Source organism: Aeromonas sp. YN13HZO-058 (genome assembly GCF_001921245.1).
Taxonomy (GTDB): domain Bacteria; phylum Pseudomonadota; class Gammaproteobacteria; order Enterobacterales; family Aeromonadaceae; genus Aeromonas; species Aeromonas allosaccharophila.
In genome coordinates this window covers 73,133-95,727 of record NZ_MQSY01000064.1, presented here as the reverse complement: position 1 = coordinate 95,727, position 22,595 = coordinate 73,133, and the positions used below count along the sequence as shown (strand labels likewise).

General features: G+C 57.0%; 20 protein-coding genes. 16 read left to right on the top strand and 4 right to left on the bottom strand.

The genetic code is table 11. From position 1 onward, the window contains the following. The gene (locus BSP75_RS17715) at window positions 1-390 is read right to left on the bottom strand and encodes a type IV pilin protein (protein WP_075114070.1); all 390 of its coding nucleotides are present in this window, start codon (window positions 388-390) and stop codon (window positions 1-3) included. 349 nt (window positions 391-739) lie between these two features. Here BSP75_RS17715 and BSP75_RS17710 point away from each other — a divergent pair, with 349 nt between their 5' ends. The 5 genes from BSP75_RS17710 (at window position 740) to rbsK (ending at window position 6,273) form a co-directional block, all read left to right on the top strand. Beyond that, on the top strand, window positions 740-2,284 hold the full coding sequence (locus BSP75_RS17710; RefSeq protein WP_075114069.1) for an AlkA N-terminal domain-containing protein: 1,545 nt from the start codon (window positions 740-742) through the stop codon (window positions 2,282-2,284). Beyond that, on the top strand, window positions 2,281-2,781 hold the full coding sequence (locus BSP75_RS17705) for a methylated-DNA--[protein]-cysteine S-methyltransferase (protein ID WP_075114068.1): 501 nt from the start codon (window positions 2,281-2,283) through the stop codon (window positions 2,779-2,781). The genes BSP75_RS17710 and BSP75_RS17705 overlap by 4 nt, the downstream gene beginning before the upstream one ends. 273 nt (window positions 2,782-3,054) lie before the next feature. Further along, window positions 3,055-4,275 carry a PfkB family carbohydrate kinase gene (locus tag BSP75_RS17700; RefSeq protein WP_075114067.1) on the top strand — a complete coding sequence of 407 codons (1,221 nt, stop codon included), beginning with the start codon at window positions 3,055-3,057 and terminating at the stop codon, window positions 4,273-4,275. 60 nt (window positions 4,276-4,335) lie between these two features. Next, window positions 4,336-5,337 (top strand): GRP family sugar transporter, encoded by a 1,002-nt coding sequence (locus BSP75_RS17695; protein WP_075114066.1) that lies wholly within the window; start codon window positions 4,336-4,338, stop codon window positions 5,335-5,337. A gap of 15 nt (window positions 5,338-5,352) precedes the next feature. Continuing rightward, entirely contained in the window at window positions 5,353-6,273 is a 921-nt protein-coding gene (rbsK, locus tag BSP75_RS17690) for a ribokinase (RefSeq protein ID WP_075114065.1), read from the top strand. An 88-nt stretch (window positions 6,274-6,361) separates the two neighbouring features. Here the strand turns inward: rbsK and BSP75_RS17685 are convergent, their stop codons facing one another. From BSP75_RS17685 to BSP75_RS17675, 3 genes are all read right to left on the bottom strand, one after another. Next, complete coding sequence (locus BSP75_RS17685; protein WP_075114064.1) at window positions 6,362-8,221, bottom strand: U32 family peptidase; 1,860 nt, start codon at window positions 8,219-8,221, stop codon at window positions 6,362-6,364. A 143-nt stretch (window positions 8,222-8,364) separates the two neighbouring features. Beyond that, complete coding sequence (locus BSP75_RS17680) at window positions 8,365-8,973, bottom strand: LysE family translocator (RefSeq protein ID WP_075114063.1); 609 nt, start codon at window positions 8,971-8,973, stop codon at window positions 8,365-8,367. 127 nt (window positions 8,974-9,100) lie between these two features. Then, window positions 9,101-10,042: a LysR family transcriptional regulator gene (locus BSP75_RS17675; RefSeq protein WP_075114062.1), complete on the bottom strand. Its 942-nt coding sequence runs from the start codon at window positions 10,040-10,042 to the stop codon at window positions 9,101-9,103. A gap of 225 nt (window positions 10,043-10,267) precedes the next feature. Here BSP75_RS17675 and BSP75_RS17670 point away from each other — a divergent pair, with 225 nt between their 5' ends. The 11 genes from BSP75_RS17670 (at window position 10,268) to BSP75_RS17620 (ending at window position 22,498) form a co-directional block, all read left to right on the top strand. Further along, window positions 10,268-11,356: a ketoacyl-ACP synthase III gene (locus tag BSP75_RS17670; protein ID WP_075114061.1), complete on the top strand. Its 1,089-nt coding sequence runs from the start codon at window positions 10,268-10,270 to the stop codon at window positions 11,354-11,356. Window positions 11,357-11,609: 253 nt separating this feature from the next. Beyond that, complete coding sequence (locus BSP75_RS17665; RefSeq protein ID WP_075114060.1) at window positions 11,610-12,824, top strand: methyl-accepting chemotaxis protein; 1,215 nt, start codon at window positions 11,610-11,612, stop codon at window positions 12,822-12,824. A 9-nt stretch (window positions 12,825-12,833) separates the two neighbouring features. Next, a complete protein-coding gene (locus tag BSP75_RS17660; RefSeq protein ID WP_075114059.1) occupies window positions 12,834-13,202 on the top strand; it encodes a response regulator in 369 nt (122 codons plus the stop codon). 13 nt (window positions 13,203-13,215) lie between these two features. Then, window positions 13,216-13,542: an STAS domain-containing protein gene (locus BSP75_RS17655; RefSeq protein ID WP_075114058.1), complete on the top strand. Its 327-nt coding sequence runs from the start codon at window positions 13,216-13,218 to the stop codon at window positions 13,540-13,542. Window positions 13,543-13,564: 22 nt separating this feature from the next. Beyond that, window positions 13,565-15,736 carry a chemotaxis protein CheA gene (locus BSP75_RS17650; protein ID WP_075114057.1) on the top strand — a complete coding sequence of 724 codons (2,172 nt, stop codon included), beginning with the start codon at window positions 13,565-13,567 and terminating at the stop codon, window positions 15,734-15,736. 48 nt (window positions 15,737-15,784) lie between these two features. After that, window positions 15,785-17,710 carry a methyl-accepting chemotaxis protein gene (locus tag BSP75_RS17645; RefSeq protein WP_042656721.1) on the top strand — a complete coding sequence of 642 codons (1,926 nt, stop codon included), beginning with the start codon at window positions 15,785-15,787 and terminating at the stop codon, window positions 17,708-17,710. 12 nt (window positions 17,711-17,722) lie between these two features. After that, a complete protein-coding gene (locus BSP75_RS17640) occupies window positions 17,723-18,292 on the top strand; it encodes a chemotaxis protein CheW (RefSeq protein WP_075114056.1) in 570 nt (189 codons plus the stop codon). 43 nt (window positions 18,293-18,335) lie between these two features. Continuing rightward, window positions 18,336-20,087 carry a methyl-accepting chemotaxis protein gene (locus tag BSP75_RS17635; protein WP_075114055.1) on the top strand — a complete coding sequence of 584 codons (1,752 nt, stop codon included), beginning with the start codon at window positions 18,336-18,338 and terminating at the stop codon, window positions 20,085-20,087. Between the two features lie 57 nt (window positions 20,088-20,144). Further along, window positions 20,145-20,948 (top strand): protein-glutamate O-methyltransferase CheR, encoded by an 804-nt coding sequence (locus tag BSP75_RS17630; RefSeq protein ID WP_075114054.1) that lies wholly within the window; start codon window positions 20,145-20,147, stop codon window positions 20,946-20,948. A gap of 3 nt (window positions 20,949-20,951) precedes the next feature. Further along, on the top strand, window positions 20,952-21,443 hold the full coding sequence (gene cheD, locus BSP75_RS17625) for a chemoreceptor glutamine deamidase CheD (RefSeq protein WP_075114053.1): 492 nt from the start codon (window positions 20,952-20,954) through the stop codon (window positions 21,441-21,443). Then, a complete protein-coding gene (locus BSP75_RS17620; RefSeq protein WP_075114052.1) occupies window positions 21,440-22,498 on the top strand; it encodes a chemotaxis response regulator protein-glutamate methylesterase in 1,059 nt (352 codons plus the stop codon). Before cheD ends, BSP75_RS17620 begins: the two co-directional genes overlap by 4 nt. The last annotated feature ends 97 nt before the right edge of the window (window positions 22,499-22,595 follow it).

Here is a 22,595-nt window from a genome sequence, read left to right as displayed (position 1 = left end):
TTATGATCCCCAGCAGTCATGACGGTTGGCCGCGCGATAACCGGTGTGATCGAGCGTCAGAGTGCCGCACTCATCCTGTTGTCGCGTCGTAGGAATGGCTTTGAGCAGATAGTCGCCAGCGTCTTGCTGGCTGTAGCTGAACTGGTAGAAATCCGTGCTGGAAGGGGGGTCAAACGTGTCTGGATAACGGCCCTGTTGGGTATAGATACGCTCGAGGGCGAGCGCCTGCTCCAGCAGTTGCTGCTGCGCTTCATAACGACGTCCCTGTTGCAGATACCCCTGATATGCAGGTAGCGCGATGGCCGCGAGAATGCTGACAACCGTCATGGCGATCAGCAATTCGATCAGACTAAACCCCCGGCAATGGGGCCATGCCGTACAGTCGTTCACTTATCATCCTTGGCAAGTGTTGTTGTTATTGGTCGGCCGCTGGCCGTAAAGAGCGCGACTTAATAATCACTAAAAATTAACTGACTCGATTGAACAACACAAAACCGTTCATCTCAATGGGAAAAAGATAATTATGTGATCTGTTATCAATTTTTAATCAGCTTGCAACACCACTAATCTCGCAAGGAAAATAAAGTTGAGTCAATCCCCCTGCCGAGTCGCTCCGGGTGAAACGACGGGGTAGCCGATTTTTGCTATCCCTGTCCGTTTCTGGCTAGTCACGGCCCCCGCGTCCCCTTACTCTCTTGCCATCTGTTCCAGCAAAATATCCCAGCAAAGGCGCCATGCAATGAATGCAAAGCCAAGCCCAGAGTCGTCACACGATGAGCGGATCAACGCCCTCAGCCGCGAACAGTGCCACGCCGCACGGCTCGCCCGCGATGCGCGCTTCGATGGCCGCTTCTTTACCGGCGTGATCTCGACCGGCATCTACTGCCGGCCAGTCTGCCCGGCACGGCCACCGCACGAGCACAATGTGCGCTACTTCCAAAGCGCCGCTGCCGCCGAGCAATATGGGCTGCGCCCCTGTCTGCGCTGCCGGCCGGAGCTGGCCCCCGCCGCCCGTGGCGATCTGCCGGGTGAGCTGGCACGTCTGCTGGCGCACATCGATCGTGGTGAGCTGGCTGATGGCACGCTCGCCGAACTGGCTGCAGAGGCCGGAATAAGCGAACGCACGCTTCGCCGCCAGTTCGAGCAGCACCTCGGCGCCTCACCAAAACAGGTAGAGCAGACGCGCCGCCTGTTGCTCGCAAAACGGCTGCTGACCGAAACCGGGCTGCCCATCACCGACATCGCGTTTACCGCCGGTTTTGCCAGCATCCGCCGCTTCAACGATGCCTGGCTGAACGCCTATGGGATGGCCCCACGCACCTTGCGCCAGCAGGAGGACTGTAACGAGACGGCTGACGACAGTGTTTCGGAGCCGCGCGGCGCAACCCTGACGCTGCAACTGCCCTACCGCCCCCCTTATGACGTGGCGGCCATGCTGGCGTTCTACCGGCTGCGGGCGATCCCCGGGCTGGAACGGGTGGATGGCGAGGTGTATGAGCGGCGCTACCGGGTCGGCGATCAGGTCGCGCTGGTGCGCATCGCGCAGGGCAAGGGGCATAGCCTGCAGCTCACCGTCCATGACCTGCCGCTCGCGGCGCTGCCCGATCTGCTGTATCGGGTGCGCCGGATGTGGGATCTCGATGCCGATATGCAGCGGATCGGCGATCGGCTCGGTCAGGATCCGCTGCTAGCCCGTTTGCAGGCGCGCTGGCCGGGCGTGCGGCTGCCCGCCGGCTGGGATGAGTACGAGGTGATGCTGCGCGCCATCGTCGGCCAGCAGGTATCGGTCAAGGGGGCCATCACCCTGCTCGGGCGACTGGTAGCCCGCACCGGGGCGCAATTCGGAGTGGCGCAACTGCCGACCCCCGCCCAGTTGTGCGAACTCGATCTCGACGGTATCGGCATGCCCGGCAGCCGCCTTCGCACCCTGCGGGGAATGGCCGAGGCGCTAGCCAGCGGCGAACTGACCCTCACGACAGCCAGTGACGAGCAGTTGCTGGCGCTACCGGGCATAGGGCCGTGGACAGTCTCTTACTGGCGGCTGCGCTGCGGGCTGGATACCGACGCCTTCCCTGCCTCCGATCTGGTGCTGCAAAAGGCACTGGGAGGCGGTGCCAAGCTGCCGGTGAAGGAGGTGTTGGCGCAAAGCGCGGCGTGGCAGCCGTGGCGCAGCTATGCGGCCAGCTGGCTGTGGCATGCCATGAGTGAAGCGCCCAATTTGCTGCTCCATGCCACCAGCAACGAACAACAGCCAGATACCCGACAACAGGAGAGAACCCCATGATCCGCTACAATATCCTGCCGACCCGCTGCGGCGATCTGCTGGTCGCCATCAATGAATCTGGTCTGGTACACGTAGACTTTGTGGCGGGCCTGCGGGCACTGCCCGATATGAGTGGCTGGCAACAAGAGCGCGAGGCTCTGGCCCCATTCCTCGCCGAATTTGACGCCTATTTTGCCGGTCGCTTGCAGCGTTTCTCCCTGCCCCTTGCCGCTCGCGGCACTGCTTTTCAACAAGCGGTGTGGCAAGCGCTGTGCGACATCCCCTACGGCGAAACGCGCAGCTACAGCGATATTGCCCGCGCTATCGGCAAACCCGATGCAGTGCGGGCAGTGGGCGCGGCGAATGGCCGCAATCCGCTCTCGATCATCGTCCCCTGCCATCGGGTGATCGGCCAAAACGGCAGCCTGACCGGCTATGCGGGGGGATTGGAGATCAAAAAGATGTTGCTGGATCTGGAAAATAGCCAGCGTAATGCCACAACAAGCCACGCTACCTGAATATCACACGTTATATGCTATACCTCGTCATAAATGATAATTGAGAGCACATGGCGCAACGTTAAATAACAAAACAGGTATGATAGCCTTCACATTAAGGTAATGGCGCAACATCCAACAACCATGCCCCAACGAAAACACAACAATTGAAATGGAAATTTCCTTTCCGTTCCAGATTATCAAGTGTGATTGCCATTCATTTTTACCCTCTGCTCAATTAGTATTATGCTGACCACAAACCACTTTTAATGACCGTTAGCGAATCCATATTGAATGAATAAAAATGACCGACAACGCCTGATCAAAACGCGCCTGATAATTGATAAAGAAGTCAGTGTAAAAGCGTTGGCCGGTACTTTTTCTGTGACCGAAAGAACGATCCGCAATGATTTACAAGCGCTAGCTGACAAGCGTCTTTGCGAAATGTTCTATGGCGGTGCCAGATTGATCAAACATGATGAAGACATCTATTTTGAATCAACATCCATCAACAATATATCGACTCTGCTTGAGGCTCCCTCCACCACCAAGGCCAGGAGTTACCCTGCGGTAAGCAGGGCCAATGAAACCTCTCCAGAGATTTATATATTGGGATCATTCAATATTGACATTGTATTAGAAGTAAATGAATTTCCAAAAGTTGGGGAAAGTGTGCTGGCACACTCTACTAAATATTATGGTGGTGGCAAGGGAGCAAACCAGGCAATTGCGGCTGCAAAAATAAATGATCAGGTCCACCTGACCATCAAGGTAGGTCAGGACCTGTTTGCCGATAGAGCCAAAAACTACCTGGCGAATGCCAATATTGCCTCATTGAATATTCTTGAGGATGCAGAGCACCCAACGGGTAATGCCATCATTCTGGTATCACAACCCTCTGGCGAAAATAAAATTGCAATTAACTTGGGTGCCAACAGCCACATCACAGTGGATGATATCATTCATGATCTCGATTATATTCGTGACTGTCGCGTTTTTTTGACCCAACTGGAAAACAACTTCAACATCATGTCACTTGCAATAACTTATGCAAAGAAAAGTGGTGCGACGACCATTCTCAACCCGACGCCATATAATGATAGCGTGAAGAAAATATTGCCTTTTGTCGACATCATCACCCCCAATGAGATTGAGGCATCTGATTTGTCTGGCATTGTTATCAATGATCATGAATCAGCCAGACTGGCGGCAGAAAGAATATATAAGCTGGGGGTTAAACATGTCATCATCACGCTGGGTGATAAAGGGTGCCACTATTTTAACGGGAACCGCCACTTTCATTTGGCTGGGCACAAGGCAGCCGTAATTGATAGCAGCGGGGCCGGCGACTCATTTAATGGATCGCTTGCTGCCTCTATCGCCAATGGTAAATCGATTGAAGATGCACTGATTTTTGCCAATGCGTTCGCTTCATTGAAAGTCGAACGTCGTGGAGCATCAAATATGCCAGACACATCTCTGGTTGAAGCAAGGTTATCCACAAATAATTTGTAACAACACACTGCAACCAAATTAACTGCCAATCTATTTACACTATTACTGACAGAGGTATTTATGTTAGTCATCCACTCGTACTCCATTGCGATTATCATGTGTATTATTACCATGATATGTTGGGGCTCTTGGGCCAACACCACCAAGCTGGTTGATGAAAAGAAATGGCCATTCCAGTTATATTATTGGGACTATTCAATCGGCATCCTGTTGTTTACCTTGCTGCTGGCGTTCACGTTAGGCTCGTCCGGTGATGAAGGTCGCCACTTTATAGCCGATTTACAGCAAGCTGATTGGCAAAACTTTGGCCTGGCCATCCTCGGTGGCATCATTTTCAACCTGGGTAATATCTTGCTGGTGGCCGCTATTGCGCTGGCGGGAATGGCTGTTGCGTTCCCGGTTGGCGTCGGGATTGCACTGGTACTTGGCGTTATCGTCAATTATCTGGCCGTACCGGTTGGCGAACCTTATGTGCTCTTTATCGGCGTAGCCTGTGTCACCGTTGCGATTATCTTGACTGCTATTGCTTACGGCCGTCTCAAGCAGCAGCAGAGCGCAAAAATGCGTGGTTTGATCACTGCCATCATTGCCGGTGTGGTCATGGGCTGGTTCTATCGCTTTGTCGCAGCCTCTATGGCCGCTGATTTCTCTGCACCGGCAGCCGGTTTGCTCACTCCGTATTCCGCGCTGGTCTTCTTTGCCATTGGTGTACTCCTCTCCAGTTTTGTCTGGAATACCATCATGATGAAGAAGCCCATCTCTGGCCCGGTTATTAATGGTAGCGATTACTTCAAAGGGACCGTTAAAGAGCATGCGGTCGGTATTCTCGGTGGCATTATCTGGAGTATTGGCATGAGTTTCAGCATTTTGGCCTCTGGCCCGGCTGGCTACGCTATTTCCTATGGCCTCGGTCAGGGTGCAACCATGATTGCCGTTATTTGGGGTGTCTTTGTCTGGCGTGAATTTGCCAGCGCACCAGCCGGAACCAACAAGCTCATCAACGCTATGTTTGCTTTCTATATTTTTGGCATTGCTCTGATCATCGCCGCGAATAGCATTTAATACAGGATAACTATCATGTTGAATAATAAAATTGTCGTTCTGGGTAGTACCAATCAGGATCTGGTTAACAAATCCAGCCATCTGCCAAAAAAAGGCGAGACCATCATCGGCTATGAGTTTTTCAGCGCTCGCGGTGGCAAAGGCGCCAACCAGGCAGTAGCCGTCAGCAACATGGGCGGTAAACTCAGTTTTATCTCCTGCCTGGGTAAAGATGATTTTGCCAACCAGTTGATCGCGGATTATCAGCAATCCGGTATGGATACCAGCAAAATGGTTCAACTGGACGATGTGGCCACCGGCTTGGCCCTTATCATGGTCGATGAGCAGGGCTGCAACTGCATCAGTGTTGCCCCCAACGCCAATGCCATGCTGACCAAAGAATTTGTAACCGAGCAACTCGATAGCCTGCGCCAGGCAGACTACCTGCTGATGCAGCTGGAAACGCCGATTGATGGGGTGGAGCTGGCAGCCAAAGAGGCCCACCAGGCCAATACCTATGTGATTATCAACCCGGCACCCGCCAAACCCTTGAGTGATGATGTCTATCCCTATATCGACCTTATCACCCCCAACGAGACAGAAACCGAGATCCTGACCGGCATCAAGGTGACTGATCACGCCAGCGCAGAAGCGGCCGCCACCCTGTTGCAGCAAAAAGGGGTCAAGAATGTGATCATCACGCTGGGTGAGAAGGGGGCGTATCTGCAAAGTGCCGATGGCATCAAGGAGATCATTGCGGGCTTCCGGGTCGATGCCAAAGATACCACCGCTGCTGGCGATACCTTCAATGGCGCATTAACCGTTGCGCTGAGTGAAGGGAAATCCTTGCGTGATGCCGTGCTCTTTGCCCACCGTGCCAGTGCCATCTCGGTCAGCCGCATGGGGGCGCAAAGCTCCATTCCGAACAGGGAAGAGGTCGAACAGTTCAACCATTAATGCCACAAACAAAAGCCCCGGAGTCATGCTCCGGGGCTTTTTATTTCTTCCTGACCCGCTCTGATTTAACAGAACTGCGGTTTGGAAATCACCTCTTCAAACTCCCCATCACCTGCATTTCGCAGCGGTTGCAGTCAAAACGCAGGCGGAAGGTGTCTTTACCCATCTTGAGCTCCAGCGGCTCGGCCTTGAGACCGGGCACCTCTTTCGGGCAGAGGTTCTGGCTGTAACGGATGCAGTGCTTGGTGATCATCAACACCACTTCACCCTCCTCCTTGTTCGCCTCGTAGGCGGGGGCAATACGCTCCACCCCGTGTTCGCGGAAGAACTGCTCGGCGGCGCTGTTCAGTACGTTGCCAAGATAGGAGAGACGGTGCTGGGGATAACTGATATCCCGCAGGGCGATGCGTCGCTCGGGACGCTGGTAGCTGGCCACGCGCGCGGCCTCCAGCGCGGCGATTCCGTCCCGACGCAAGCCGTTGAGCTGTGATGCGGCGATAAATAGCGGGTGAGTGAATGCCAACTCAATCTTGCGCGCCACAAACAGGGTATTGCCGAGTTTGCCGAGCTGGTCACGCGCCTGTTGCAACGCCCGCTCCGAGTTGTCGGCAGGCTGTTTGTCACAGGGAAGCGTCACCGCGGCACTAATGCCCTGCTCATCGGTAAGCGTGAGGCTCACGCCCTCATCGCACTCTGCCAGCACCATATCGACCCGGATGCGGCGATCCGCGCTCGCCTTTTCCAACATCTTGCTGAACGCCTGATCGTGGTTACGGTAGATTTCGGTGCCCACTTTCAACCCCGGCATGCGTTCTGACAGGAGTAACTGCTTACCTTCGACCTTGTTGAGGCGCATCCCCACCAGCTCGTTGTTCGGCTTGAAGAAGCCGAGACCGTCGCCGTTGTTGAGGCTGACCTGCTTGCCGTCGATCTCGATACCGTCACGCGTCACCTTGGTGACACGCCCCAGCGGCTCGCCCACATATTTCGGACTCTTGGTGGAGTCGATCCCTTGCTGACGACCATTGAGGAAGTAGTCGGTGCTACCGCGGTTGAAGCTCTTTTTCGGATCCGGCTCGAAGCTGTAGCTGCAACGACCTGCCGAGGCGGGCACCAGATCGGTGCGGCTGTCGAGAATGGCGTCGAGCTTTTTGCGGTACCAGGCGGTGACGTTCTTGACGTAGTCGAGCCCCTTGAGGCGCCCTTCAATCTTGAAGGAGCGGATCCCCGCCTCGATCAAGGCCTCCAGGTTGTCGGTCTGATCCATATCCTTGAGCGACAGCAGGTGGCTGTCGGCCACCAACACTTCACCATCCGGCTTTTGCAGCGAGCAGGGCAGACGGCAGAGCTGAGCACACTCACCGCGGTTGGCACTGCGGCCGGTACGGGCGTGGCTGATGTTGCACTGGCCGCTGTAGGAGACGCAGAGCGCGCCGTGGATAAAAAACTCCAGCTGCACATTGGTCGCCGCACTGATCTCGCGGATCTGCGCCAGCGACAACTCGCGAGCGAGCACCACCTGAGAGAAACCCACATCCTGCAGAAACTTCACCTTCTCCGGTGTGCGGTTGTCGGTTTGGGTACTGGCATGGAGCGCGATGGGAGGCAAGTCGAGCGCCAGCAGTCCCATATCCTGCACGATCAGCGCATCGGCACCGGCTTCGTAAATCTGGTGGGTCAGCCGTCGGGCCTGCTCCAGCTCGTGATCGTGCAGCAAGGTATTGAAGGCGACAAAGACCTGGGCACCGAAACGGTGGGCGTGACGCGCCAGCGCTTCGATATCCTCGAGGGAGTTGCCCGCCGCACTGCGGGCGCCAAAGGCCGGGCCCCCCATATAGACGGCATCGGCACCATGGTTGATGGCTTCGATGCCGTAGGCGAGGTTCTTGGCCGGAGCCAGCAGCTCCAACCGGTTGTTATAGCTTAACGGGTGCTTGTTCTGGTGCATGGTCTCGGGATCAGGGCGGACAGCAAATGGGCGCTACTCTAGCCCATTCACCACCCGCCTGCCTTGATCCCGCTTAAGGTATCCCAAAAATGCAGGATTAGAGAACCACCTTGATTGCCAGCAACAGATCGCCCACGAGAGGACTAAAGCACCACCTTCAAGGCCAACCCAAGCAGCACCAGACCGCTCACCTTGTCGATCACGAAGGATTTGGCTTTGAGCCACGCCAGTACGGGCCCACGCGAGAGCACCAGCGCCACCAGCACGTACCAGACGGCGTCGATCCCGCCAGCGGTGAGCATCATGATGCCCCCTTCGCTCCAGCCGGTATCGGCTCGCACAAACTGGCTGAACAGGGCGATAAAGAAGACCGCCAGCTGGGGATTGAGGAAAGCCACCATAAAACCTTCAAAGGCGCCTTGCCGACCACGCAGCTGGTGCACCTCTTCACTCGCTTCACCACTGACTGGTTTTGCCAGCAAGGCTTTCACCCCGAGCCAGGCAAGAAATGCGGCGCCGCCGTAGCGGATCAGATCAAACAGGATCGGGGTCTGGGTGATCAGAATGGAGAGGCCAAGCGCGGTCACCAGCGCATAGATACCGACTCCGAAGCCGTGACCGAGCGCGGTGGCGACGCCGTGACCCTGCCCGCCCTGCACCGTGTTGCGGATGATCAGCGCCAGACTCGGCCCCGGGCTGATGGCGCCCATCACGCAGATTGCGGCCAGTGCCAGCCAACTCGTCAGTTCCATGCTTTTCCTCTTTTGTGCTCGATATGATGACCTGCACTCAGGGTACGGGCTGAGCCATTATGCCAGTAGTGAAAGTTATGAATAGAACCCATAACTGATGGCTATAGCACCACACAACTGACTGGGGCTAATCACCAAGATCGAGCTGCTTGCGACTCTCGCCGACGGTGCGTTGCAGGTGATCCCGCAGGAAGGGGTAGGCCAGCTCGCGAAACCAGCGGTGGGCTGAATCCTGATGGTGACGCTGGTGCCACAGCAGATGATACTGCTGGTCGCGGGTAGCAAAGGGCAGATCGACAAAGGTGAGCCCATGACCGCAGGAGAGCTGCCAGGCGATATGAGCCGGGGTGGTCATCAGGCAATCGGTGCGCAGCAACACCTCCACCGCCGCCTGAAAGAAGGGAACTCTGGCAAACCAGCGCCGACTCAGTCCCTGCGGCGCCAGCACCTGCTCCACCGGGCTGTCCTTGTCACCACCGCCACTCACCTGCAGGTGAGGCCAGGCGAGATAGTCATCGAGACTCAGCGCCTTGCCTGCCAGCGGATGGTGACGTCCCATCAGCACCGCCAGCCGATCTTCCCCCTGATGCAGACCACGGATCTGATCCGGTACCTGCTCGGTGATGGTGGAGACCAAATCGAGCTCGGACTGCCACAGCTGCGGCAGCTGACGCTTGTCCCACAGGCTGTACTCCAGCGCCGCCAACGGCGCCTCGTTGGCGAGCGCGGCGCAGATATCGGGCAGAATATGTTGGGCAACGTAATCAGAAGAAGCGAGCCGAAATACCCGCTCGCAGCGGCTCGGGTCAAACCCGGGCGCTTCGTAGAGCCGCTCCAGCGCACCGAGAGAATCCGCCAGCTGGGCAGCCAGCAGTTCGGCACGCGGCGTCAGCAGCCAGCGTTGCCCCTCCCGCACCAGCAACTCATCGTCAAACTCGCTACGCAACTGGGCAAGCTGCTTGCTGATGGAGGGTTGGCTCAGGTGCAGCAGCTCGGCGGCGCGGCTGATATTACGGGTCTCCAGCAGCACCTTGAGGGTCGGCAGCAAGTTGAGATTGACTCTGAGCAAGGGATACCCTCATCGGTGGCGAAACGCCTATCTTAGGGCAGACGAGCCCCGCGTTTTAAGCAAAATTTCCTGCCATGTTCAGCACGTTGCAGCCCTTTGCGGCCAGCTGACGCAGCTGCTCGCCCTGCACATAACCATGACCACAAGATGACAGTGGTTGTCTCGTACGGCATAATTGCACGATTTTCCGCCCGCGGGCGATCCACTTTGAGAAGCGGTAACAAGATGAAATACGCCAATATCACCGGCTGGGGCAAATGCCTGCCTCCCTCCGTGCTGACCAACGATGACCTCAGCACCATCATGGATACGTCAGACGAGTGGATCTATCCGCGCACCGGCATCAAGGCTCGCCGGATCTCCCATGTCAGCACTTCGGATCTCGCTACCCTGGCCGGTCGCCGCGCGCTCGCTTGCGCCGGTCTGGAAGCCAGCGATCTCGATGGCATCATCCTGGCAACCGCCACCCCGGACAACCTGCTGCCAAGCGCCGCCTCTGCGGTGCAGAAGAAGCTCGGGGCCGTCAACGCCGCCGTGTTTGACCTCAACGCTGCCTGTACCGGTTTTGTCTACTCCCTCTCCGTCGCGACCTCGCTGGTGCAGACCGGCATGATGAAGAAGGTGCTGGTGATTGGCGCCGAACGCCTCACCTATCTGCTGGACTGGGCACGCCGCGATACCGCCGTGCTGTTTGGCGATGGCGCCGGTGCCGTGGTGATCGAGGCAAGCGAGCAGGAGTGTGGCCTGATTGCCAACAAGCTCGGCTGTGACAGCGAAGCGCGGGAGATCCTGCACGTACCGAACTTCGGTACCGATCGGGTGCGTTTTGCCGATGTCGACGGCCTGTTCACCTTCAACTTCGAAGGCCCGGAGATCTTCAAACGCGCTGTGCGCGGCATGGGTGAAGCCACCAGCACTGTATTGGCGCAGGCCGGTATTGCGCCGGAGCAGGTCGACCTGATCGTCCCCCATCAGGCCAACATCCGCATCATCGAGACCCTCGCCAAGCGGATGAACGCGCCGATGGAAAAGGTAATGGTCAACATCGAAAACTACGGCAACACCTCCGCAGCCACCGTGCCCATCGCCCTGTGCGAAGCGCTGGAGCAGGGCCGCGTCAAGCCGAACTCCTATCTGCTCACCGCAGCCTTCGGTGCCGGTCTGACCTGGGGTGCCGCCATCATCAAGTGGGGTGATCGTGTTACCCCTATCAGTAAGTGCGAGGCTGAACTGCCCCCGTGCGACAAGAGCGCGCTGGAGCTGATTGCCCACGCCGTCGAAGGTTGCCAGAAGGCCCACGCCAACGAGGCCTGATCCTCATCAGGAGCCTGAACCGTCAGGCTCCTACTCTTCTTTTTTTCCCCCACCTCTCTCTGCTCCCCCTTCGCAATGCTCTCGATACAGCAATCGCTGATACAAACAAATCCGATTTGCAGCCAATTTATTTTTTTCCGCTAACCTTATTGTGCCAACTATAAATAAAGAAAAGAGCTTCAAGGGGCACCATGACTGTTGCAGTCCCGCTTCTTTACCTCTTACCAAATAATTGCACAGGGATAAGCTACGTATGGCACAACACAAAAGTGGCGTGAACACACCGCTTTGGGAACCGGTTTGCTGGATTTGCTGCATCGGGCTCGGTCTGCTGAGCTGCCTGTTGCTACAACTCGCCGATGCGCTGTCACCTCTCTACCTGCTGCTCAATGTGCTGGTTGCCATTGCCGCAGCCCTCTGGACATCGAGTCACTTCCATCAGCACATACACCGCAATCGTACCGAACAGATAGAACCCGCCGCTACGAATGCCATCGCCCATTCCATCGTCGGGCTGGAACAGGTGTGCGAGAAGGCGCTGCCCATCTGGTCCCAACAGATTGAAAACTCTCGTCAACAAACCGAAGCGGCGATGATTGACCTGACCCAGCGCTTCAGCGGGCTTGCCAACAAGCTGGAAGAGGCGGTCAATGCCTCCCATCTGGCAGCCGGCGAACTGGGTGATGCCAATTCCCGTGGCATGGCCGGCGTCTTGAGCGAGAGCCAGCGGCAACTCAATGAGGTGGTTGCCATCCTGCATTCCGCCCAGGCCAATCGGGACGCCATGCTGGGTGAGATAAAAAGCCTCACCACCTACACCATAGAGCTCAACACCATGGCCATGGATGTGGCCAAGATCGCCTCCCAGACCAACCTGTTGGCCCTAAACGCCGCCATTGAAGCGGCACGGGCAGGGGAAGCCGGTCGTGGCTTTGCTGTGGTAGCTGATGAAGTGCGTAACCTCTCCCGCCTCTCCAGCGAAACAGCCCAGAAGATGACCGACAAGGTAGACACCATCAATACCGCTATCGGTCGCGCCTTCCAGATTGCCGAAAATGCTGCCGCACGGGATCACGCCTCGGCGCTCAATTCGGAGCAGACCATTGAACAGGTGCTGGCTCGTTTTCGCCATGCCACCGACAGCCTGGCGGAATCCGCCTCCCTGTTGCAAAACGAGAGCACCGATATCCATCGCGAAATCTCCAGCGTCATTGTCTCGCTGCAATTTCAAGACCGGGTCAGCCAGATCCTCAGCCACGTCAGACAAAACATGGAGAGCCTCTCCAGCCACCTGATCGCTTCGGAGCAACACAGCAATTCATCTGGACCAATCCAGATCGATGCCAATCGCTGGCTGGCAGAGATGGAGCTCTCATACGCCACCGACGAGCAGCGCAATATTCACCATGGTCGCACCACCCGTTCTACCAAAGCGCAACCAAGCAGCGCCGACATCACATTTTTCTAGGAGATAGATATGGGCAAAACGATCCTGATCGTGGATGACTCGGCAACCATTCGCCAAGTCGTGGGCATGACCCTCAAGGGAGCCGGTTATGAGGTCATGGAAGCCTCTGACGGCAAAGATGCGCTCAACAAACTTGATGGCAAGAAGATCAACCTGATCATCAGTGACGTCAACATGCCGAACATGGATGGCATTACCTTCGTCAAAGAGGCCAAAAAGCTGGCCAGCTATAAATTCACCCCCATCATCATGCTGACCACCGAATCGCAAGACAGCAAGAAGCAGGAAGGACAAGCCGCAGGAGCCAAAGCCTGGGTGGTGAAGCCCTTCCAGCCCGAGCAGATGCTGGCCGCTGTCGCCAAACTCATCATGCCGTGATCCGAAGCGCATCATGCAACTACAGAGCGAGCGGCTCGACAACAAGGTGGTGGTGACCCTGCCGGACGAGATCACCATCTATACAGTCAGCGAGCTGAAAGAGGCCCTTTCGCCCTTATTGCATCAGGGGCTCGAACTGGAGCTGAATCTGGCGGCGGTATCCGAGATAGACAGCGCCGGGCTGCAACTGCTGCTGGCGGCAAAGAAAACCGCACTGCAGCAAGGTTCCTCCCTGGCGCTGGTCTGGCATAGCCATGTTGTGCTTGAACTGCTGGAGCTGTGCCAGCTCTCGGCCTTTTTTGGCGACCCCACCCTCATCACCCATGGCGAACGGCCCTGAGCCAGCATGACAAGGAGTCACCGTGAGCATCGATCTTGATCAGGCTTTACAAACCTATATCGCCGAGGCACGCGAATTGCTCGAAGAGATGGAGTCAGCGCTGCTCTCACTGGAGGCTGACCCTGACAATAGCGAGCTGATTGGCGCTATCTTCCGTGCAGCTCACACCATCAAGGGGTCGGCTGGCCTGTTCGGTCTGCAGCCCATCGTCGGGTTTACCCATATCGTCGAGGATCTGCTCGACCAGATCCGCAATCAGCAGCTCACCGTCACCTCCCCTCTTATCAAGGATCTGCTGGAGAGCAGTGATCACATCCAGACGCTCATCAGTGTCGTTGCGGAACAGGGCAGCATGTTAAGCGATGGTGATGCCAACCAGGATGAACGGCTGAGGCTCGCCCTCACCCGTCATCAGTGCGTCCCCCATGCCACGCTGCCAGATACGGTGCATAAGCCGGAACCCAGGATCGAAAAAGAGGGGGGCATTACCAGCTCAGCCTCCTTGTGGCATATCTCCCTGCGTTTTGGTCCCGATGTACTGCGCAACGGCATGGATCCCGCCGCATTTCTGCGCTATCTCGGCACACTCGGAACCCTCTGCTCGGTGGAGACCATCCATCAGGCGCTACCGGATTGGGAGCAATTCGATCCTGAGAATTGCTACCTCGGCTACGAGATAGACTTCGACTCGCAGGCAGACAAGACGGCCATCAGCGATGTCTTTGAATTTGTCCGAGATGACTGCCAGATCACCATTTTGCCGCCCCACAGCAAGATCGCCGAGTTCATCAACCTGATCGAGTCGCTACCGGAAGACAACGCCATGCTGGGCCAGTTGCTGGTCAACACCGGCGCACTGACCGCAGAGGAGTTGGCCAACGGTCTGCAGGCACAACAAGCCACCCCGGCTGAACAAGCGCCCAAACTCGGGGAGATCCTGATTGCGCAGGGAGCAGTCAATGAAGCCGTGGTCGATGCAGCCCTGAAAAAACAGAACCAGACCAAGGAGAGCAAGAGTAAAGAGGGTCGTTACGTCAGGGTACATGCCGACAAGCTGGACGATCTGATCAATCTGGTCGGGGAGCTGGTGGTCGCCAGTTCAGGGGCCAATCTGCTGGCCCAACGCACCCGAGAAAGCCAGCTGCAGGAAGCTACTTCGGTCATTGCCATGCTGGTGGAAGAGATCCGTGACAGCGCGCTGCGCCTGCGCATGGTGCCTATCGGCGATACCTTCAACCGCTTCCAGCGGGTGGTGCGCGATGTCAGTCAGGAGCTGAACAAAGATATCACTCTGGTGATCTCCGGAGCCGAGACCGAACTGGACAAGTCGGTAGTAGAGAAGATCGGCGATCCGCTGATGCATCTGGTCAGAAACTCGATGGATCACGGCATCGAATCGGCAGAACAACGGCTGCTGGCAGGCAAATCCCCCCGCGGCACCCTGAATCTCAACGCCTATCACGACTCCAACAATATCGTCATCGAGATTCGGGATGACGGCGCCGGTCTCAACAAAGCCAGGATCCAGCAAAAAGCCATCGAACGCGGTCTGATCAGCGCAACCACCACGCTGACGGATCAGGAGATATACAACCTGATCTTCGAGCCGGGGTTCTCCACCGCCGAGTCGATCACCAACCTCTCCGGTCGCGGGGTGGGCATGGATGTCGTCAAACGCAACATCACTGCCCTGCGTGGTACGGTCGATCTCGACAGCATCCCGGGAAAAGGCACCCGTGTGCAGATCCGCCTGCCGCTTACCCTCGCCATCATCGACGGCTTCCTGGTGCGAGTCTGCGACACCCACTACGTCATTCCGCTCGATATGGTGATCGAGTGCGTTGAATTGACCCAGAGTTCACTGGCAGACACCCAGGGGCGCAATTACATCAATTTGCGTGGAGAGGTGCTGCCCTTTATCCGCCTGCAACACTACTTCGATACCAATGGCAGCAAGGGGCGGCGCGAGAACATTGTCGTGGTCAGCCACGCAGGCAAAAAATCCGGACTGGTGGTGGATGAACTGCTGGGAGAATTCCAGACCGTCATCAAACCGTTGGGGAAATTGTTCCAGCGCCTGCAGGGCATCAGTGGCTCAACCATTCTGGGGGGAGGAGAGGTCGCCCTGATCCTCGACATTCCCTCACTCATCCAGCACGCGATCACCCTGGAATCCTGTCAGCTCAACAACTGACGGTGTCGCGCAACCAACCTCAATCCAGCCTCAACTGAGGGGGCCATCATGTTTAAAAACTCCACCATCAAATTGCGCCTCATCGTGCTGCTCTGCCTGCTCTGCCTGCTGCTGCTGGCCGTTGGCGGCCTCGGGTTATACAACATGCAGAGCAGCAATACCGGGCTACAGCGCGTGTACAACGACAGGGTGGTTCCCCTCAAGCAGCTGAAGACCATCTCCGACAGCTATGCCGTCTCGATCATCGACAACCTCAACAAGGCTAATGCGGGGCTGATCCCGGCAGAAGAGGCGTTGAATCAGATAAAACAGGCCCAGCAGACCATCAAGAGCGAGTGGCAGCACTACCAATCCACCACTCTCACCCCGGAGGAGCAGCGCTTGTCAGCCGAGGCGAGCACCCTGTTCAACGCGGCCGATACCGATATTGGCAAGCTGGAGAAATTCCTCGCCACCCAGCACGGCATGATTGCCGGCATGCTGAACAATTTTGACGGCACCCTCTATGGCTCCATCGACCCGATAGGCAACAAGATCACCGAGCTGGTGAACCTGCAGCTCAATGTGGCCAAGTCGGAATATACCGCGGCGCAATCCTGGTATGACGTGATGCTGATAACCATGGCGGTGGTTATCGCGGTCGGCATCGTGCTCGCCGCCTGGTTTGGCACCCTGCTGATCAAGAGCATCATCACTCCCATTGAGCAGGCCCTGCGTGTGGCCAATAGTCTGGCCGATGGCAATCTGGATGTATCGATCAAGATAGAGTCCAATGATGAAGCGGGTCAGCTCTTGATGGCGATGGACAACATGGTCAAGAAGCTGGGGGCCTTGATCACGGATATCGAGACCCTGGTCACCGCCGCCGTCGAGCAAGGAGACTTCAGCCACAAGATTGCACTGGAGGATCGCCAGGGCTACATCAAACGGGTATCCGAGCTGCTGAATCGCCTCTCCCATGTCACGGATACCAGCCTGGAAGATGTGATGCGCATCGCCACCGCACTCTCCAAGGGGGATCTGACCCAGCGGATCGATGAACCCTACCCCGGTATTTTTGGCCAGACCAAAGATGGCCTCAACCAGACCATCACTGCGCTAACCAATATCATCGAAGAGGTTCGTAACGCCGCCGACAACCTGACCAATGCCTCCAATCAGGTGAGCAATACGGCGCAGGCATTGAGTCAGGCCACCAGCGAGCAGGCGGCCAGTGTGGAGGAGACCAGCGCATCTATCGAACAGATGAGCGCCAGCATCAACCAGAACACCGAGAACGCCAGGATCACCGACAGCATGGCCAGTAACTCGGTGCTGGAGGCCACAGAAGGGGGTCAATCCGTGCAACAGACGGTGACGGCCATGCAGCAAATCGCCAGGAAAGTCAGCATCATCGATGACATCGCCTACCAGACCAACCTGCTGGCCCTCAATGCGGCCATCGAGGCGGCTCGCGCCGGAGAGCATGGCAAAGGCTTCGCGGTAGTTGCCGCCGAGGTGAGGAAACTGGCGGAACGCAGCCAGATCGCGGCGCAAGAGATTGGCGAACTCTCCTCCGACAGCGTCAGCAAGGCAGAGCGGGCCGGCAGCCTGCTGGAGAAGATCGTCCCCTCCATTCGTAAAACCTCTGATCTGGTACAAGAGATTAATGCGGCTTCCGGGGAACAGGCCAGCGCGGCCAACCAGATCAGCCTGGCCATGAGCCAGCTCAATCAGGTCACGCAGCAAAATGCAGCCAGTAGCGAGGAGCTCGCTGCCACGGCGGAAGAGATGAGCTCGCAAGCCAGTGAACTGCAACAAACCATGGCCTTTTTTGCACTGGAAAAACGCCCCCAGGTTAATGCCAGAGTTCATGAGGCCAACCACAAGGGGGTACCTCCCAGAGGCAGTTTCATCGCACCGCCACAACGGGCCAGCCAGCCCAATCAACCATCATCCCATGCCATTGATGAAGCGGATTTTGTCCGTTTCTAACCGGAGGCGACCATGCATACACCCACCGACATCACGGTGCCATCAGCGGCCGCTGACGAGAGCAGTGGCGATGCTCAGTACCTGACATTTCTGATCAACAACGAGATGTTCGCCATCAATATTCTGGGGGTCAAAGAGATCATCGAATACGGCAATATCACTCCGATCCCGATGATGCCCGGTTTTATTCGCGGCGTAATCAATCTCAGAGGAGCGGTCGTGTCGGTCGTCGACTTGAACGCCCGCTTTGGCAATGCCCCGTCGCTCATCACTCGCCGAAGTTGCATCGTCATCATTGAGGGGATGGCCCCACAGGGCGATGAACCTGTGGGTCAGGATATAGGCGTCGTGGTGGATTCCGTATCGGAAGTGCTGGGTATCCCACAAGCAGATATCGAGCCCCCGCCCAGTTTTGGTGCCCGCATCCGGGCCGACTTTATCAGCGGCATGGGTAAGGTCAACGGCAAATTCGTCATCCTCATCGATACCGAAAAAGTGTTGTCACTCGATGAGATGGCTCAACTCAGTGAACTGGCCCAGCCACAGGCAAGGTTGCCACAAAGCAACCTGCAACCCTCCTGAACAGGCCCCCATACTCCACGACATGCAGCATAAGGAAACGCTCATGACCCACTCACTCTTTGGCAAACTATTCGGAAGCCGCGCGGCCGAAGCAAGACAGCAGGCCCAACTACTCAATGCTATCGGGCAATTACAGCGCACCATTGAAGACGATCAGGCTCCGGCTGCAATCGAACTTTCCGGACTGGATAGCCCGCTGCGTGAAGTGGCCGTCGCGGTCAACGACGTGATTGCCCTGTTGAGCGGCAAGCTGGAGCAAAGCCGGCACGAGATCAGGAATAGCCAGGTGCTGCTTCATGAAAACCGGCTGGTTCGCAAGGCACTCGACTGCGCCAGCACCAACGTGATGATCGCCGATACCGACCTCGACATTATCTACATGAACGAGGCGGTGACCGGCATGCTCAATCAGGCTGAAAGCGACATCAAAAAAGAGCTCTACAGCTTCAATGCCAATCAGCTGATGGGCGCCAATATCGACAGCTTTCATAAAAATCCCGGCCATCAGCGCGCCATGCTGGCCAAACTCAACAGCACCTACCGCACCCAGATCCAGCTGGGGGGACGCACCTTCTCCCTGATTGCCAATCCGGTCTTCAACGATAGCGGCGAGCGACTAGGCTCCGTGGTCGAGTGGGCAGACCGTACCAAGGAGGTGATGATAGAGAAAGAGATGTCCGACATCGTGCAGGCCGTGATCAATGGCGAGCTGCACCGCCGGATGGAGCTGACGGGTAAAAGCGGCTTCTTTCAGGCAATGGGGGAAGGGATAAACCAGATTGCCGAAGTGATCGACAGTACCCTCAACGATGTTATCCGGGTCGTACAGTGTCTGGCGAAAGGGGATCTGACCCAACAGATAGAGGCTGATTATCCCGGTATTTTTGGCACCACCAAAGATTCGCTAAACACCACTATCGCCTCGCTGACCAAGATTGTCACCGAAGTGCGTGGCGCCTCTGACAATCTCTCCAGTGCCGCCGAGCAAGTCAGCGCGACTGCCCAGTCGATCAGCCAATCCAGCAGTGAACAGGCCTCCAGCATGGAAGAGACCAGCGCCTCCATCGAGCAGATGAGCGCCAGCATCAACCAGAATACCGACAACGCCCAGGTCACCGATGGCATGGCCAGCAAGGCAGCCAAAGAAGCCGTCGAGGGAGGGGAAGCGGTCAAACTGACCGTCGATGCCATGAAACAGATCGCCAGACGGATTGGCATCATCGACGATATTGCCTACCAGACCAATCTGCTGGCGCTCAACGCCGCCATCGAAGCGGCGCGCGCCGGCGATCACGGCAAGGGCTTTGCCGTAGTGGCGGCGGAGGTGCGCAAACTGGCCGAACGCAGCCAGGTTGCAGCACAGGAGATTGGCGAACTGGCGTCAAGCAGCGTCGAGATGGCGGAAAAAGCCGGTCGTCTGCTCGATCAGATGGTGCCCTCCATCAACAAGACCTCGGACCTGGTGCAGGAGATCAGCGCCGCCTCCAATGAACAGTCCACCGGCGTCAGCCAGATCAACCTGGCCATGAATCAGTTGAGTCAGGTTACCCAGCAAAATGCCTCTTGCAGCGAAGAGCTGGCTGCCACAGCGGAAGAGATGAGCAGCCAGGCCGAGCAACTGCAGCTGGCCATGGAATTCTTTACCCTGGAGGCCCACACCAAAGAAGGCAAAGCCACCTCGCACCTTCACCCCACTACCCGAGGGCGCTTTATGAACGAGAACAATGCCAACAGTCGGGAGCGGGCCTCCACCACACAACGCCCCATCAACGACGGCGATTTTGTCCGGTTCTAGTCACGGGAGAGGCATTGCCTCTCCCGCATCCGACAACACAGGTAGAGGGACAGGGTTTTGTATCAAACCCAGCTGCATGATGACGAGTTCTCCCGCTTCCAACGCTGGCTTCATCAAACGGCGGGGATAGAGCTGTCTCCAGCCAAGAAGGCGCTGGTTGCCAGCCGCTTGGCAAAACGGCTCTGCCACTATGAGCTGGACAGCTATGACGACTACTTCCAGCTCATCATGAACGATCGCAGCAGCGAACTGCAGCTGGCGCTCGATCTGCTCACCACCAACGAAACCTACTTTTTCAGAGAGCCAAAACACTTCGAGTTTCTGACCCGGGAGGTGCTTGCACACTTCCCGAGTGAACGCACCTTGCGGATCTGGAGCGCAGCCAGTTCATCCGGAGAGGAGCCCTACAGTCTGGCCATGACCCTCGCGGAGAAACGTGGCCCCCTCAACTGGGAGATCCTGGCCTCCGATATCTCGTCCCGGGTGCTGGAACAGGCGACGAGCGGCCGTTACCCCATCGAGCGGGCGCACAACATTCCCCTGCCCTTTTTAATGAAATACTGCCTCAAGGGTGTTGGCCTGCAGGAGGGGATCTTCATCATCGATCGCAAGTTACGGGACAAGGTGCAGTTTATGCAGATCAACCTCAATCAGGATCTGCCGGACATCGGCTTGTTTGACGTCATCTTTATCAGAAACGTGATGATCTACTTCAACAAGGAGACCAAGGGGCAAGTGTTGCAGCGGCTGGTGCCCAAACTCAAACCCGGTGGCTATCTGCTGGTCAGCCATGCAGAGAGTTTGCATGGCTTGCATCATGGACTGCAGCTGGTATCTCCCTCCATTTACCAGAAGAGATAAATCATGGCTCGGGAGGTGATTCTGCAACCCGGTGAACTCTTCTTTGGCAAGGAGGATGTTGTCCTCAAAACCGTGCTGGGCTCCTGCATTGCCATCACCCTGTGGCATCCGGAACAAAAGATGGGCGGTATGTGCCACTACATGCTGCCAACTCGAGGGCGGCCAACCACCCTGTTGGATGGCCGCTATGCCGATGAAGCCATCACCTTGCTATTACAAGCTATTGCGCAATATCCACCCCCTCTCGACGAATACGAGATCAAATTGTTCGGAGGCGGCAATATGTTCGACCAGCCACACTACGCCAAACGCGATAACAATGTGGCCACCAGAAATATTGAGGCAGCCTGGCAGCTGACCCGACACCTTGGGCTCGATATCAAAGCCCACCATCTTGGCCATAGCGGCCACCGAAGCCTGATTTTTGAACTCAGTAACGGTAGTGTCTGGCTCCGCCATCATCGTCTGCCACATCAACGGGAGTCGCGAGAATGAAGCAGATCCGGGTCATGCTGGTGGATGATTCCGCCGTGGTCAGACAGGTATTGCAAGCGGTGCTGGATCAGGAGCCCGATATCCGGGTGATCGCCACAGCATCGGATCCCCTGTTTGCGCAGGAAAAACTGAAGAAAGAGTGGCCTGACGTCATCGTGCTCGATGTGGAGATGCCCCGTATGGATGGCATCACCTTTCTCACCAAGATCATGGCGGAGCACCCGACGCCAGTGGTGATCTGCTCCTCCCTCACCGAAAAGGGGGCCGAGACCACCTTGCAGGCGATGGCTGCCGGCGCGGTGGACATCATCACCAAGCCGACCATGGGGATAAAAAGCTTTCTGCAAGAATCTGCCCACGACTTGGCTATGGCGGTACGTGCTGCGGCCCAGGCTAACCTCAAGCGCGTGGGCAAGCCCCCCTCTGTGCCAGTCAGCGCCAAGCTGAACGCCGATGCCATGCTGGCACCCAATCAGCACGCCATGGCACAAACCACCGAGCGGCTCATCGCCATCGGTACCTCGACCGGTGGCACCCAGGCCCTTGAGGCAGTACTGACGGCCCTGCCCCGGGTCAGCCCCGGCATTGTCATCGTGCAGCACATGCCGGAGAAATTTACCGCCATGTTTGCCGAACGGCTGAACGGGGTCTGCCAGATAGAAGTGCGTGAGGCGAGAAACAATGACCGGGTGATCCCCGGGCTGGCGCTGATTGCCCCTGGCGGCAAACATATGCTGCTCAAGCGCAGCGGTGCCTACTATCACGTCGAGGTGGTCGACGGGCCGCTCATCAACCGCCATCGTCCCTCGGTGGATGTGCTGTTTCGCTCTGTCGCCAAATATGCCGGCAAGAACGCCACCGGTATCATCATGACCGGCATGGGGGATGATGGCGCACGGGGATTGCGCGAGATGCTGGAGGCTGGTGCCAACACCTATGCCCAGGATGAGGCATCCTGCGTGGTGTTCGGCATGCCCAAGGAGGCGATCAAGCTGGGGGCTGCTCGCCATGTGCTTCCCTTGCAAGAGATGCAGTACGCCATCCTCGGCAGGTAATCATATATCCCCTTATTACACATAAAAAAAGTCCGGCTCCCCAAGGGGAGCCGGACTTTTTACATCAACCGGCACAGGTCCGGTATCAGGCGAGCAG

Bases quoted from the DNA above. Each gene is read 5' to 3' on its own strand.
- BSP75_RS17710 (WP_075114069.1), top strand. From the start codon at position 740: ATGAATGCAAAGCCAAGCCCAGAGTCGTCACACGATGAGCGGATCAAC.
- BSP75_RS17705 (WP_075114068.1), top strand. From the start codon at position 2,281: ATGATCCGCTACAATATCCTGCCGACCCGCTGCGGCGATCTGCTGGTC.
- BSP75_RS17700 (WP_075114067.1), top strand. From the start codon at position 3,055: ATGAATAAAAATGACCGACAACGCCTGATCAAAACGCGCCTGATAATT.
- BSP75_RS17695 (WP_075114066.1), top strand. From the start codon at position 4,336: ATGTTAGTCATCCACTCGTACTCCATTGCGATTATCATGTGTATTATT.
- rbsK (WP_075114065.1), top strand. From the start codon at position 5,353: ATGTTGAATAATAAAATTGTCGTTCTGGGTAGTACCAATCAGGATCTG.
- BSP75_RS17685 (WP_075114064.1), bottom strand. From the start codon at position 8,221: ATGCACCAGAACAAGCACCCGTTAAGCTATAACAACCGGTTGGAGCTG.
- BSP75_RS17680 (WP_075114063.1), bottom strand. From the start codon at position 8,973: ATGGAACTGACGAGTTGGCTGGCACTGGCCGCAATCTGCGTGATGGGC.
- BSP75_RS17670 (WP_075114061.1), top strand. From the start codon at position 10,268: ATGAAATACGCCAATATCACCGGCTGGGGCAAATGCCTGCCTCCCTCC.
- BSP75_RS17665 (WP_075114060.1), top strand. From the start codon at position 11,610: ATGGCACAACACAAAAGTGGCGTGAACACACCGCTTTGGGAACCGGTT.
- BSP75_RS17660 (WP_075114059.1), top strand. From the start codon at position 12,834: ATGGGCAAAACGATCCTGATCGTGGATGACTCGGCAACCATTCGCCAA.
- BSP75_RS17655 (WP_075114058.1), top strand. From the start codon at position 13,216: ATGCAACTACAGAGCGAGCGGCTCGACAACAAGGTGGTGGTGACCCTG.
- BSP75_RS17645 (WP_042656721.1), top strand. From the start codon at position 15,785: ATGTTTAAAAACTCCACCATCAAATTGCGCCTCATCGTGCTGCTCTGC.
- BSP75_RS17640 (WP_075114056.1), top strand. From the start codon at position 17,723: ATGCATACACCCACCGACATCACGGTGCCATCAGCGGCCGCTGACGAG.
- BSP75_RS17635 (WP_075114055.1), top strand. From the start codon at position 18,336: ATGACCCACTCACTCTTTGGCAAACTATTCGGAAGCCGCGCGGCCGAA.
- cheD (WP_075114053.1), top strand. From the start codon at position 20,952: ATGGCTCGGGAGGTGATTCTGCAACCCGGTGAACTCTTCTTTGGCAAG.
- BSP75_RS17620 (WP_075114052.1), top strand. From the start codon at position 21,440: ATGAAGCAGATCCGGGTCATGCTGGTGGATGATTCCGCCGTGGTCAGA.